The sequence below is a fragment of the Mesorhizobium sp. M0802 genome (genome assembly GCF_040320115.1).
Lineage (GTDB): Bacteria > Pseudomonadota > Alphaproteobacteria > Rhizobiales > Rhizobiaceae > Mesorhizobium.
In genome coordinates, this window is sequence record NZ_JAMYOY010000003.1 from 348,185 (window position 1) to 361,441 (window position 13,257).

The window sequence follows — 13,257 nt, forward strand, 5'->3', positions numbered from 1 at the left end:
AAAACGCGCGATGCGAAAGACAAAGCAAGTGGCCCGCCGCCTCTGGTCGGCGGGCCACCGCGGCGCACACGATACCCCTCAATCGCACCGCGCCGGGAACAAGAGCCACTGCCGTGTCACGTCAGGATCAGCACGATTTTGTACGTATCCGGGTCGACGATGACGATGCGCCCGTCGGCCAGCACGAAGTACTCATAGGATTCGTAGGCCGGGACGATCTTGACAATGCGCGCCGGCAGACGATGCAGGCGCACTTTGTGCCGCGGCACCTCGATGCCGACCGAAATGTCGAAGTCGACGTTCTTCACCGGCTCAACCCTGGTCTCGTGGATGATCTGCGTGACCTGCGTCTTCTGCTCGACGGTCACGTTGTTGATCGAGGCCGTATTGCCCTGGTCGGTCTGAACGTTTGTGTTGCCCTGAGCGTTCTGCTCGGTGGTGGTCCCGGCCTTGCCCTGGGCCTGCTGATCCGTGCTGGTGCCGGTCTGGCCCTGAGCGTTCTGCTCGGTGCTGGTCCCGGCTTTGCCCTGAGCCTGCTTCTCGGTGCTGGTGCCGGTCTGGCCCTGAGCGTTCTGCTCGGTGCTGGTCCCGGCCTTGCCTTGGGCCTGTTCATCCGTCTTGAGCTTGGCCTTGCCCTGAGCCTGCTGCTCGGTGCTGGTCCCGGCCTTGCCCTGGGCCTGTTCATCCGTCTTGAGCTTGGCCTTGCCCTGAGCCTGCTGATCGGTCGTGGCGCCGGCCTGACCCTGAGCATTCTGCTCGGTACTGGTCCCGGCCTTGCCCTGTGCCTGTTCATCCGTCTTGAGCTTGGCTTTGCCCTGAGCCTGCTGATCGGTCGTGGCGCCAGCCTGGCCCTGTGCAGTCTGATCGGTCTGTGACTTCATCTTGCCTTGCGCCTGTTCTCCGGCCTTGCCGCCCTTCTGGCAATCGGCCGCGCCGGCGGCACAGTTGTCGCCGCCGCTCGGCTGCACGGCCTGGGTCTGGGCGATCGCGGCGCCGCACCCGACGCCAAGCGCAATCATGCTCGTGATCAACACATGTTTCATCTGCTTTCTCCTTAAAGAGTCGGTCCCTCAGCCTAGCCAACTCTGCCAAAAATACTTTGTTCCACATTTTGTGAATAAAATCGGGCTTCTAAGAAGACCAATGAATGTAGGCAGTAATTTTGCAACAATCACCTACAAATTGCATCAAACAATTAATGCAACGTAACATCTGCTGAGCTTGTGATCCCATAGCGATGACACCAGCCTCACAAGCTTAGAAGTACTCCCGTCGTCATGACCAGGATGGCTACCCCGAAAACAGGCAAGAGCAACCATCGTGCCTGATGGACGCTGTTGTCCATTAACGCCTCCCACAAGTGCTGATCTCAACGATGCCGAGAACCCTGTGTTCCGCCCTGAGGAGGCTCTAGGACCTCTACAGCCTGGCACCAGACTTTGGTCCCTCCCCCTATCGTCCATTGGCCCGATGACGCCCGGACCGAAGCCCCACACGGGAACGCAGCCGCGAAAAGCCCGTTCGGCTTGCGGTGTGCATCAACCTCACCAACACCACCGTATCGGAATCGAGCTCGCGCAAGATGCATGAGCGTTGCTCGCATGAAGGAGAGAATCATGACGACCATGTACCAGTCGACCGCAATTGCCGGATTCTTGCTGCTCGCGAGCGCGGGCGTAGTTGCTGCTCAAGACGTCATCATCGCGCCGGAGCAGGAAACGGTTGTGCGCGAATACGTGAAAAAGCAGCCCCTTGCGTCGGTGAAGATTCCAGGTGTCGAATTGAACGTGGGGACCGCCATTCCCGACACGGTGGAACTGCATGAAGTGCCGAGCGTCAAGTATCGCTACGTTGTGGTCGACGGGCGAACCGTGCTGGTCGACCCCGGCACGCGGAAGATCGTCAAGATCATACAGTAACGCTGATCCCACCGCCGTTCCCCGCGGGTGGCGGTGGGATCATGCCCTGAAAATGCGGTTTCCCCGGCAATTCAACCTAGCGCTTGCTCGCACCATCGACCGTTCTAGTTGTAGGATGGCTTAGGATTTTGGCACGGCCAAAGCTCGCGGGGTCGGTTGAGACGTGCGCTACATTGATAGTCTCTATCAAAACTGGAACAGGCTATCGTTGGCTTGGCAGTTCATCATAGTCGGAAGCATTGGGCTGCTGTCGCTGATGCTGGTCGTCGGCCTATGGGTCACCTCGCAAATACGAGATGGAGTGATCCGCAACTCTGCAAGCACGACCGCGCTTTACGTCGACAGTGTCATCGCGCCAATCCTGCCGGATATGCGCAAAAGCCAGCAGCTCAGCGACACCGTTAAACGGGCACTCGATGAAACCCTGGACCAGGGTGCTCTCGGAAAAAAACTGGCGTCGTTCGTGCTTTGGCGGCGTGATGGCAAGGTGCTGTACGCCAAAGACGCGGCTCTTATTGGCCAGACCTTCGAGCCAAATGCGAACTTGCTGCATGCGTTCGGCGGAAACGTGGTGGCGCAATTCAATGATCTGGACGAAAATGAAAGGAAGGAACGGAAGAGCCCCACCGCCTCGCTGCTCGAGATCTACAATCCGGTTCGAGAGCCGTGGTCGGGCGATGTTGTGGCCGTTTCCGAGTTCTACGAGATAGCCGACGATCTTCAGGGCACTTTAAACTCGGCACTATGGTCGAGCTGGCTGCTCGTGGCTGGCGCGACCGCGGTCGCCTTGGCGATGCTCTCGGGAATCGTGCTTCGCGGCAGCAGCACTATCGAAACGCAGCGTTCAGCGCTTGAGACACAAGTGGCGGAGCTTCAGTTGCTTTTGGAGCAGAATTCCGCTTTGCGGGAGCGCGTCCAGCAGGCGTCGCGCCGCGCAACGGCAATCAACGAACGTTACTTGCGTCGCATCGGGTCTGATTTGCATGACGGTCCAGCTCAGCTCGTCGCACTGGCTGCGCTGCGCATGGACAGCCCTCTGCTGCTCGATCCCGCCGCATCCCCAAGCCACCGCAAGACCGAGATCGCCGATATCCATCATACGTTGGATGAGGCGATGCGGGAGATCCGCGCCATCTGCACCGGCCTCGTGCTGCCACAGATCGAAGCTTCGACAGTCGCGGAGATATTGCGGCTTGCGGTTGCCGAACATGAACGCCGTACAGCCTCTTCCGTATCGCTTTCACTGCCATCTCGCCTGCCCGACCTGGGGACGTCCGAGAAAATAAGCATCTTTCGCTTCGCGCAGGAGGGGCTAAACAACGCCTGGCGACACGGTCTGGGCAAGGGGCAGGCTGTCAAGGCGAGAGTGACGCAGGGCAAGCTCCTCATTCAAGTGCTTGATCACGGCCCTGGATTCCAGTCGGGATCGTGTGAAGGACTTGGACTCGCCGGTATGAGGGAACGTATCGAAAGTATCGGAGGTCACTTCGAGACCTTTTCGAGCCCCAGGGGGACCCGGCTGACCATAACGCTCAACATCGAGGACCAGAAATGACCGCTCCCATAAGGATTGCCATTGTTGATGATCATCCGCTGTTTCGCGAGGGTGTGGCTCGCAGCCTCGCCGAAATCGGCGGCTTCGAAGTCGTTGGTGCGGGCGAAACCGCGACGGATGCCGAACAGCTTGCGGCCCTGGCAAATCCCGACATATTGCTGCTCGACATCAGTTTGCCGGGAGGGGGTCTGGCCGCAGCGGAAAATATTCTTGCAACTCAGCCTGACTGCAAGATCGTCATGCTCACCGTCTCGGAGGCGAACGCCGATCTGGCAACGGCGCTCAGGCTGGGCGTACGCGGATATGTGCTGAAAGGGATTGGGGCGGCATCGCTGGCCGAGGTGCTGACTTATATAGCCGCAGGAAAAAAATATGTTTCGCCGACCCTGTCAGCGCAGCTTTTGAATGAACTGATCCGGCCGGAAAAGCGCACAACCGATCTGGTTGCGAATCTCTCGGGACGCGAGCTTGGGATAATCTCCTTGGTAGGCGAAGGACTGAGCAATAAAGAAGTCGCCAAACGTCTCAACCTGCAGGAGAAAACGGTAAAACACCACATGACTCGGATATTTCAAAAGCTAAAGGTGCGAAACCGCACCGAAGCAGCCATTCTTATGCACGCGCCCAAAACGGGTCTTGTATAGGGAGATCGGGGCTTGTCTGAAGGTCGGATGCTGGTTGGCGAACCAACAGTTACAGCCCTTTCAGACGAGCAATGTCGGAGGCCCTTACGGCGCGTTCGACAATTGTCCTTCCAAGCGGATCCTTCATAGTGAAGCGGCCGGCCTCGATGCTTTCGCTGAATCCATCGCGATGCACGACCTGGATTTTGGCGCCCTGTACCGTCACCGTGTCGCCAGCGGCATTGACTTGGCTACTGGGAGCTTGGCTACCGGGGGCGTTGTCGCCGGCACCATTTTTTCCCTTTCCGTTGGCGTTGCCATTCCCGGCGTTGCCGCCTGAGCCATTACCATTACCACTACCGTTGCCACCACCGTTACCATTGCCATTGTTTCCGCTCTTGGCGCTGGCAGCGGCGAATTCGATCTTGTAGCCGTCGACATGGCTCAACCGCAGACCAAGCACCGGCATCGTCACCGCAACCGCCGCGAATACGCGCAAGCTAAAGTACGCCCAGCGACGCACGGATGAAAACAGGGGCTGCCTTTCTCCATTCATGCCACCATCACATCATGATGTGTCACGGTATTCAAGAATGAACAGCCCAAAATTGCGGCTTACAAACGCTGAGGAAACTCTCTTTTCGTGCTTTCAGCTCGATTCTCAGACCTTCGTCTGAGTCAAATATACACCGAAGTCTGACCTACTGATCTTGGCCGCGCCGACGGATGTCGCAATAAAATCCGCGGTGACAAGGCTCGTCACCGGTAGGGATCGGCAGCGAGGCGCGAGCGCCTGCGGCACGCAGACGCTTGCGGCAGGTCTCCGGCATACGGTTAGCGCATGCTCGCCGTCGAAGCGGTAGCACATGCCGTTCCTTTCCCGGATTATGATCAGGCGCTATTGGCGAAGTCGCGGACAACCCGTTGCAGCAGCGGCATGTAGTCGCGAAATGCCCGGGTCTTCATGTTGGCGATCTTGCCGGCCTCGTCCCAGATGCGGACCCGAACCGCTTCCTCGTGGAACGGGTTCTTGCGGAACTCGGCCACCTCTTCGGCGTTCATCGGCCCGCCTTGCAGCGACAGCGTGTGGACCGAGGCCTGCGACAGCCTGCCGAAATAGGTCGGGTCGGTAGCGCAGAGGTAGCGCTTGGCCGCGACATGCAGCCTGACGCATTCGACGATCACCGGTGGAAAGAACGGCGCCAGCACCTCGCCGCCGGCTTCGTCATGATGCTTGTCCTCGATATCGTCGGGCGAATAGGTGCCGAACTCGCTGGTGTAGTGGCCGATATCGTGCAGCAGTGCTGCCGCCACCAGCACATCGGGCGCGCCGTCCTTTTCGGCGAACCAGGCGCCCTGCAACATGTGCTCCGACATGGTGACGGGTTCGCCGAGATAGGATTCCGCCCCTCGGCGTTCGAAAATATCGGCGATGAATTCGACGATGGTGTCCGCGTTCAAATCCTGGCTGCTCATTCCGCGGCTTCCTTGAACTCGTGTTCGATCGCCGACAGCGTCGACAAAAGGCCATCCTTGTCGGCGTAGCAGCCCTGCAGCCAGCGCTTGCCGGCGCCGGAGAATTGCTTGCGGGCATGCATGACGCGGGTGTTATCGACGATGAAGGCCTGGCCTGCCTCGAGCTTGAAGGTCACTTCGAAGGACGGATCCTCGATCAGTTCGGCAAACCGGCGATAGGCGGCGTAGTAGGCCTCCATCTCCGCGAACGGCACATCGACCGTCGGCGCCAGCGAGCGGTTGTTGAAGCGGATGGCGATGAGTTCGCCATCCGGCCCGAGCTCGATCATCGGCCGCTTGGCCTGCAATCGCACGCCCGACGACCCCGCATATTCGAAACGCGCCGGGTATGAACTCAACAGCCGGAAGCCTTCGGGGTTTTCGGCCTGCAGCGCGGCCGCCACGGCAAAACCATCGACGACGCTGGATTCGCCGCCCTCCACCGTGTTTTCGATACAGGCCAGGATCTGCAAGGTCGGCACCGGATCACGATAGGGGTTGTCGGTGTGCGCCTGCAGGCCAAGATTGGTGTAGGCCAGATTGGTTGGATTGACCTCGGCGCGCACCTCGAACCAGCGGCCGTAATTGGTCTCCCTGATATAGCCGAACAGATCGGACACTTTGCACAGCGCCCCGGATTCGGCCGGCAGATCGTCCATCACCGCGAAGCCGTAGGTCTTCACCGCCGACAGCCATTGCCGCAAGACGGCGCGGTCGCGGCTGGCCGCGACATAGCCGGCGCGCGGCACCGAATTCTGCATAGAGGCCCTGGTCCATCGCACGGTGCCCTCGCCTGTCCAGCCGGGCTGTCGGGCGGCATCGCGGTCATAGGCATTGGCGCTCAGCCATGCCGCAGGAAAGCGCACCGTCTTTCCCTCCGGTTCGAAACTGACTTCAAGCGCATCGCCCTTGATCGCGGCTGCGCCGATCCGCGTTTGCGCCGGAATGTCGAGAATGGTGATCAGCCGCTGGCCGTTGCCGGCGCTGCGCGTCTTGTCGTCGAGCGCATTGTCGCGCAACCACATGGCGTGAAAGCGAGTGCGCGCGCCGTCCTTCCACCCGAGGTCGATCGTTCTTCCTTCGTCGCCGATCAGCGCCTGGGTAAGCATGGGGATCCGTTCCTGTCCGCTGCGCCCCGCAGCCAACTCCGCAGGGTTTCCGGTTGCATCGTGATGATGTCGAAAGCATAACTCAAATTATCATTTTGCAGCCAAAGGCCATAAACAGTTTATGCCTCTGACAACCCTGCCCTTGCCCCCGCTTGACTGGCTGCGGAGTTTCGAGGCCGCCGCGCGGCTGTCGAATTTCACCGCCGCCGCGGCCGAGCTTGGCCTGACCCAGGCTGCGGTCAGCCAGCACATCCGTTCTCTCGAAGAGCGGTTGAAGCAGCCGCTGTTCATCCGCCTGGCGCGCGGCGTCGAATTGACGCCGGAGGGTGCCGCCTACCTGCCGCATCTGCAATCGGCCTTCGCCGTGATCGCCAACAGCACGCGCGAGCTGTTTGAACCCAAGACCGTCCAGAGCGTGACGATACGCTCGCCGATCTCGTTTGCCGTGCTGATGATCGCGCCGAAGCTGCCGCAAATAGCCAAGGACCTGCCCTTCGTCCAGCTGCAGATCGAGACCATCCACACACCGGCCGATTATGGCGAGCGCTTTGTGGGTCTCGACATCCGATTCGGCATTGGCCCCGGCTCTTTTGCCGGACGGCAGGCCGACCGCCTGACCCGCGAAACCTTGACGCCGATGGCGTCGCCGCATCTCGCCAAGGCCAAGGATTGGACAGGATTGCCGAGACTTACAGTGGTCGGCGCGCGGGAAATGTGGGGCGAGTGGTTCGCCGTCGCCCGGATGAAGCCGGCGCTGGGGCCGACGCACAAATTCGACAGTTTCGTTACCGCGTTGGAGGCGGCGAAGCACGGCGCCGGCATGGTGCTGGGATCGCGACCGTTGGCCGACGCGGCACTGCGCGACGGATCGCTTGTCACCCTTTCCGGCTTCGCTCTGTCGAGCGGTGCCGGCCACTATCTAACCGCACCCTCGGGCGCGCATCTGAGCCCTGCCGAAGAAGCGGTCCGCCGCTGGTTCGTGACGGTCTTCGGCGTCCCGATTTCCCGATAAGCCCCTGAATACGCGGCAAACTATTGGACGACGTGACGCGGCGCATAATTTGTCGCGATACTGCGCCAGGCCGGACGTCAAGCTTCGGCAGGGTTCCGCTCGCTACAGGCGGCCAGGAAAAATCGCGGAGGAAATTCAATGCTCGACAAGGCCCCCAACAAGAAGCTTTCCGACCTGCTCGATCGCTTCGGCGCGGCACTCACCGCCGGCGACATCGACAAGGCGGTCGCCTGCTTCCAGGAGGATTGTTACTGGCGCGATCTCGTCACCTTCACCTGGAACATCAAGACGATGGAAGGCCGCGATCAGGTGCGCGACATGCTGGTCAGCCAGTTGGCCAGGACCAAACCGTCGAACTGGGCGATCGCCAAGGGCGAGGATGCCACGGAAAGCGACGGCGTGCTCGACGGCTGGATCAGTTTCGAAACGTCTGTCGCGCGCGGCTTCGGCCACATCCGGCTGAAGGACGGCAAGATCTGGACGCTGCTCACCACTATGGTCGAGCTCAAGGGCCATGAGGAGCCGGCCGGTTTCGACCGCCCGCTCGGCGCCAAGCACGGCCATGGCAAGAACCGCCCGACCTGGAAGGAGGAGCGCGAGAAGGAAGCCGCCGAACTCGGCTTCAAGACGCAGCCCTATACGCTCATCATTGGCGGCGGCCAGGGCGGCATCGCGCTCGGCGCCCGGCTGCGGCAACTCGGCGTGCCCACCATCATCGTCGAGAAGAACGAGCGTGCCGGCGACAGCTGGCGCAAGCGCTACAAATCGCTCTGCCTGCACGACCCGGTCTGGTACGACCATCTGCCCTATATCGACTTCCCCAAGAACTGGCCGGTCTTCGCGCCCAAGGACAAGATCGGCGACTGGCTGGAAATGTACGCCAAGGTGATGGAGCTGAATTACTGGTCATCGACCGAGGCCAAGAGCGCCGTTTATGACGACAAGAAAAAGGAATGGACCGTTGTCGTGCGCCGCGACGGCAAGGACATCACGCTGAAGCCGAAACAATTGGTGCTGGCCACGGGGCAATCCGGCAAGGCCAACATGCCGAACTTCAAGGGCATGGACACATTCAAGGGCGACCAGCATCACTCCTCGAAGCATCCGGGACCCGATGCCTATGTCGGCAGACAAGCTGTCGTCATCGGCTCGAACAACTCCGCCCACGACATTGCAGCAGCCCTTTGGGAGGCCGGCGCCGACGTCACCATGGTGCAGCGCTCGACCACGCATATCGTCAAGTCGGACACGCTGATGGAGATCGGGCTGGGCTCGCTCTATTCGGAAAAGGCGGTCGCGAGCGGCATGACCACCGCCAAGGCCGACCTCGTCTTCGCCTCCCTGCCCTACAAGATCCTGCACGAATTCCAGATCCCGGCCTATGCCGAGATGAAGAAGCGCGACGACAAATTCTACAAGGGCCTGGAAAAGGCCGGCTTCATGCTTGACTGGGGCGACGATGGCTCCGGCCTGTTCATGAAATATCTGCGGCGCGGCTCGGGCTATTACATCGATGTCGGCGCCTCCGACCTGATCATCGACGGGTCGATCAAGCTGAAAAGCGGTGTCGACGTGAAGGAGATCAAGGAGCACTCCGTTCTGCTCTCCGACGGATCGGAACTGTCGGCCGATCTCATCGTCTACGCCACCGGCTACGGTTCGATGAATGGCTGGGCGGCCGATTTGATCTCACGGGAGGTCGCAGACAAGGTCGGCAAATGCTGGGGCCTCGGCTCCAACACCACCAAGGACCCAGGCCCCTGGGAAGGCGAGTTGCGCAACATGTGGAAGCCGACGCAGCAGGAGGCACTGTGGTTCCATGGCGGCAATTTGCACCAGTCGCGCCATTACTCCCAGTTCCTGGCGCTGCAGCTGAAGGCGCGCATGGAAGGCATCGCGACGCCGGTCTACGCGCTGCAAGAGGTTCATCACAAGGGTTAGTAGGCAGCGCCGCCGATGCGCTTCCAGTAGATGAGCGTGCCGGTCAGCCCGCCATGCGGTTTCAAGGCAAAGTCCGGTATTTCGCCAGTGAGCGTGAAGCCGAGTTTTTCGTAAAGGCCGGAAGCGCCCTCCTCGGTTGCGGTGTCCAGCACCAGAAGCGTGCGGCCTTTCTCGACGGCGAGCGTTTCGGCCGCCCGCATCAGCCGGCTCGCTATGCCCTTGCCGCGGTGTTCGACGCGGGATGAGCTTGGCGATCTCGGCCCGGTGCGGCTGATTGACCGGAAAGTCGAGCAGCAAGGTGACGGTGCCGACCAACGCGTCGCCATACCAAGCGCCCAGCACCGCTCTTTCGCCTCTCTCTGCTGCCATCAACGAGTTGCTCCAGAAAGTTTCCGCCGCTTGCCTGGATAAGGGATGCATGAAGCTGACGGAGCCGCCGGCCGCGACCGTCTCGATCAGGAGGTCGGCCAGCATGTCGCGTGTTCCCGCAGTCAGCGACCTGATTTCGATGGGACTCACCTGCACTTTCCCTTGCTAATCCAGACGCGCGACGCGGCGCCGCTTTCGTGTCGCCTTGATCGCGGCGATGCGATCGGTGTCTTTCGGCTGCAGATGCAGCCCGCGTTCGAGGATTTCGAGCGTGTATTCCTCATACGTCAGGCCAAGCCGCTCGGCCTTTTCCATGCGCATCAGCATCACGTCACGGCTTGGCGCCTTCCACGCCTTGGCATGCGCTGCCTGCCAGGCCAGGAAGATGTAGGGATCGCCCTTGCCCCATGGCGGGCCCTTGTAATCATCGAGCGGCGGTCCGCCATTGTCGGAGCGCTTGGGACGTCTTGCCACGATTTCAGCCCCTGACCAGCGCAACCAGATAGTCGGCCGGCTGCGGTCCGACGGCATGGAACGTGCAGTCCGACGGCGCGCCTAGCGCCAGGCAGTCGCCGGGCTCGAGACTATGCACCATATCACCCTCGGTGAACTCAAGTCGCCCGGAGATCAGCCACATCTGCTGCTTGATGAAGGCATAGGACGCCGCCGGGAAACTCACACTGGCGCCAGCCGGCAGTTGCACCCGGATCAATTCGAGCGGCGTGTCGGAAACCGGCGACAGATGCCGACGGACATAGCCCGTACCGGGGTCGCGCCAAACCGGCTGCTCACTCTCGCGCAGCAGGCCGCCACCTTGCTGCTCGGCGCGTGCTATCAGCGTCGACAGCGTCATGCCGAAAGCAGCGGCGATGCGCACCAGCAGCGCGGCCGTCGGGCTGGTCATGCCGCGCTCGATAGTGCTGAGCATGGCTTTGGAGACGCCGGAGCGGTTCGCCAGGTCGGCCAACGACCAGTCCCGCAAGGCTCTTTCGGCGTGGATTCGTCTGCCGATCGTAGCCGACATGTCATTCGCTATATCAGTCATTCGTCCAATATATCGAATATTTGGATTCGGAAAAGAGGCCGGCCGGTTGAATTTTCGCTGACGGGTTAACCCCTGCTACACCATCCCGCATCACGCCACCTTAACCCCGTCTGTGTAGGATCGACGCTCCACGAGAATGGGGATCGGATCGTATGTTTGTCGAGCGCGAAGCCTCCGTCGGCGAACCGACCTCGCAGGAGCGCCGCCGCGCAGAGCAGAGCGACAAGCGCATTCTCGGCAACGTCGTGCAGTGCGACGGTGCGCGCGCCACCATCAGCGCCTATGCCGACGACATCGAAGGAGCGGTCACCGGCCTGTGGACCGTCGGCAAGATGATCTCCATCAATCTCGGGACATCGCGCACCGTTGGTCTGGTCTACGAAATCGGCAAGTCGGATCGCGCCTGGAGCAATGAGGGACAAAATCCCATCGAGGTCAGCGTCGAACTAATCGGCGAAGTGCGCGACGGCGCGGAGCCCGGCGCCAAACCGGTGTTCGACCGCGGCATCACCACCTATCCGCATATCGGCGCCATAGCGCACCGCATCCGTACCCGTGACCTGCAGGCGGTCTACGATCTCGCCGGGCGTCATTCGATCACCATCGGCACGCTGTCGCAGGATGAGTCGATCGACGCCAACATCGCCATCGACGACACGCTGGCGCGCCATTTTGCCGTTGTCGGCACAACCGGCGTCGGCAAATCCACCGCCATCTCGCTGCTGCTGCGCAAATCGATCGCCGCCCGGCCCGATCTGCGAATCCTCATTCTCGATCCGCACAATGAATTCGCGGCATCCCTGCCTGAGTTCTGCGTCCGGGTCGATTCCAAGACGCTTGACCTGCCGTTCTGGATGTTCAGGCTTGAAGAATTCGCCGAAGTGCTGTTTCGCGGCCGAGAGGTCGTGCCGGAAGAAGTCGATGTCCTGCGCGACCTGATCCCCGCCGCCAAGAACCTCTATCGCAATCCCAATTCAGGCTCCTATGTGCGCCGCGGCAGCGATGCGCTGACCGCCGACACGCCGGTGCCCTACCGCATGGTCGATCTCATCAAGCAGATCGACGAGCGCATGGGCCTCCTGGAAAGCAAGAACGACCGCCCGACGCTGAAATCGCTGAAGACGCGCATCGAGTCCGCCGCGTCCGACCCGCGCTATCGCTTCATGTTCAATTCGCGGCTGATCGAGGACACGATCCACGAGACGATCGGCAATATTTTCCGTGTGCCGCATCATGGCCGCCCGGTGACCTGTTTCGAGATGGCCGGCATGCCGTCCGAAGTGGTCAACTCCGTCTGTTCGGTGCTGGCGCGCCTGGCCTTCGACCTTGCGCTGTGGAGCGAGGGCCGGCTGAAGCTTTTGCTGCTGTGCGAGGAAGCGCACCGCTATATGCCGGCCGATCCGCGCCTCGGCTTCGCCCCGACAAGGCATGCATTGTCGCGCATCGCCAAGGAAGGCCGCAAATATGGCTGCTATCTCGGCGTCGTCACCCAGCGCCCGGGTGAACTCGATCCGACCATCCTGTCGCAATGCTCGACCTTCTTCGCCATGCGGCTGGCCAACGAGCAGGACCAGGCAATCATCCGCTCGGCGATCGCCGATTCCTCCGCCTCGACGCTGGCCTTTCTGTCCTCCATGGGCCAGCGCGAAGCCATCGCCTTCGGTGAAGGCGTGGCGACGACCATGCGGCTGAAGTTCGAAAAACTGGCGGAGAACCTGATCCCCGGCACCGCCAAGCGAGAGCAGGACGAGTTCTCGCAGGACGGCAACGACGTCGATCTCGCCGCCATCGTCGAGCGGCTGCGCAACGTCCCGAAACCGCAGCAGCAGATGGCCTTCGCCGAGGTCGTGGACTCTGGCCGCCAGGCCGGGGATCCCGATTACCGCAAGCCGGCCACCGCCCAGCGCATCCAGCCCGACGACGATTTCGACCTGCGCTACGGCCTCAAGCCCACAACCTTCGGCATGCGCCCGCAGAACGATTGACCTTCAGCGTAGCGACTTTTTTGCCGGCCAATTGAGAAGCCGCCGTTGCGCCGGGGCTCGGCTTCGTTGGCCCGCTTGGGCAAAATCCCGAAAGGGAATTCATCAGGCCGGATTGAATGGCGTGGCTTTCGAGAAGCCGGAGCGGAGCGGACATTTAGTCCGTGAGCACCGGAAGTCGAGAAAG

12 protein-coding genes and 1 pseudogene are annotated in these 13,257 nt (G+C 61.3%); 6 read left to right on the forward strand and 7 right to left on the reverse strand.

Going from position 1 to position 13,257, the window contains the following annotated elements:
• Positions 1–116: 116 nt before the first annotated feature.
• Positions 117–1,043 carry a DUF1236 domain-containing protein gene (locus NKI10_RS07590; RefSeq protein WP_352859379.1) on the reverse strand — a complete coding sequence of 309 codons (927 nt, stop codon included), beginning with the start codon at positions 1,041–1,043 and terminating at the stop codon, positions 117–119.
• 573 nt (positions 1,044–1,616) lie between these two features.
• On the opposite strand from NKI10_RS07590, the gene NKI10_RS07595 reads away from it, so the two are divergent.
• From NKI10_RS07595 to NKI10_RS07605, 3 genes are all read left to right on the forward strand, one after another.
• On the forward strand, positions 1,617–1,919 hold the full coding sequence (locus tag NKI10_RS07595; RefSeq protein WP_023731684.1) for a DUF1236 domain-containing protein: 303 nt from the start codon (positions 1,617–1,619) through the stop codon (positions 1,917–1,919).
• 163 nt (positions 1,920–2,082) lie between these two features.
• A complete protein-coding gene (locus NKI10_RS07600; RefSeq protein ID WP_023690914.1) occupies positions 2,083–3,474 on the forward strand; it encodes a sensor histidine kinase in 1,392 nt (463 codons plus the stop codon).
• Positions 3,471–4,118 carry a LuxR C-terminal-related transcriptional regulator gene (locus tag NKI10_RS07605; protein ID WP_023668347.1) on the forward strand — a complete coding sequence of 216 codons (648 nt, stop codon included), beginning with the start codon at positions 3,471–3,473 and terminating at the stop codon, positions 4,116–4,118. Before NKI10_RS07600 ends, NKI10_RS07605 begins: the two co-directional genes overlap by 4 nt.
• Positions 4,119–4,167: 49 nt before the next feature.
• Here NKI10_RS07605 and NKI10_RS07610 read toward each other — a convergent pair whose 3' ends face one another.
• The 3 genes from NKI10_RS07610 to tmpA form a co-directional block, all read right to left on the reverse strand.
• On the reverse strand, positions 4,168–4,596 hold the full coding sequence (locus NKI10_RS07610; protein WP_023699032.1) for a hypothetical protein: 429 nt from the start codon (positions 4,594–4,596) through the stop codon (positions 4,168–4,170).
• Positions 4,597–4,988: 392 nt separating this feature from the next.
• Positions 4,989–5,573, reverse strand: a complete 585-nt coding sequence (gene tmpB, locus NKI10_RS07615) for a (R)-1-hydroxy-2-trimethylaminoethylphosphonate oxygenase (RefSeq protein WP_352859380.1) — start codon at positions 5,571–5,573, stop codon at positions 4,989–4,991.
• Positions 5,570–6,721 carry a 2-trimethylaminoethylphosphonate dioxygenase gene (tmpA, locus tag NKI10_RS07620; protein WP_352859382.1) on the reverse strand — a complete coding sequence of 384 codons (1,152 nt, stop codon included), beginning with the start codon at positions 6,719–6,721 and terminating at the stop codon, positions 5,570–5,572. The genes tmpB and tmpA overlap by 4 nt, the downstream gene beginning before the upstream one ends.
• 121 nt (positions 6,722–6,842) lie before the next feature.
• On the opposite strand from tmpA, the gene NKI10_RS07625 reads away from it, so the two are divergent.
• Together NKI10_RS07625 and NKI10_RS07630 are read left to right on the forward strand one after the other, a co-directional pair.
• Entirely contained in the window at positions 6,843–7,733 is an 891-nt protein-coding gene (locus NKI10_RS07625) for a LysR family transcriptional regulator (RefSeq protein ID WP_352859384.1), read from the forward strand.
• 138 nt (positions 7,734–7,871) lie between these two features.
• Positions 7,872–9,674, forward strand: coding sequence for an NAD(P)-binding domain-containing protein (locus NKI10_RS07630; RefSeq protein ID WP_352859386.1), 1,803 nt, complete (start codon positions 7,872–7,874; stop codon positions 9,672–9,674).
• Here the strand turns inward: NKI10_RS07630 and NKI10_RS07635 are convergent.
• The 3 genes and pseudogenes from NKI10_RS07635 to NKI10_RS07645 all read right to left on the reverse strand — a co-directional run bounded on the left by NKI10_RS07635 (position 9,671) and on the right by NKI10_RS07645 (position 11,088).
• Positions 9,671–10,193: pseudogene (locus NKI10_RS07635) on the reverse strand (GNAT family N-acetyltransferase). The gene NKI10_RS07630 and the pseudogene NKI10_RS07635 overlap by 4 nt on opposite strands.
• Positions 10,194–10,208: 15 nt before the next feature.
• Positions 10,209–10,517 (reverse strand): hypothetical protein, encoded by a 309-nt coding sequence (locus tag NKI10_RS07640; RefSeq protein WP_352859388.1) that lies wholly within the window; start codon positions 10,515–10,517, stop codon positions 10,209–10,211.
• A gap of 4 nt (positions 10,518–10,521) precedes the next feature.
• Positions 10,522–11,088: a helix-turn-helix domain-containing protein gene (locus NKI10_RS07645; RefSeq protein WP_023668339.1), complete on the reverse strand. Its 567-nt coding sequence runs from the start codon at positions 11,086–11,088 to the stop codon at positions 10,522–10,524.
• Positions 11,089–11,240: 152 nt separating this feature from the next.
• Between NKI10_RS07645 and NKI10_RS07650 the strand changes: the two genes are divergently transcribed.
• Positions 11,241–13,073, forward strand: a complete 1,833-nt coding sequence (locus NKI10_RS07650; protein ID WP_352852896.1) for an ATP-binding protein — start codon at positions 11,241–11,243, stop codon at positions 13,071–13,073.
• Positions 13,074–13,257: the final 184 nt, after the last annotated feature.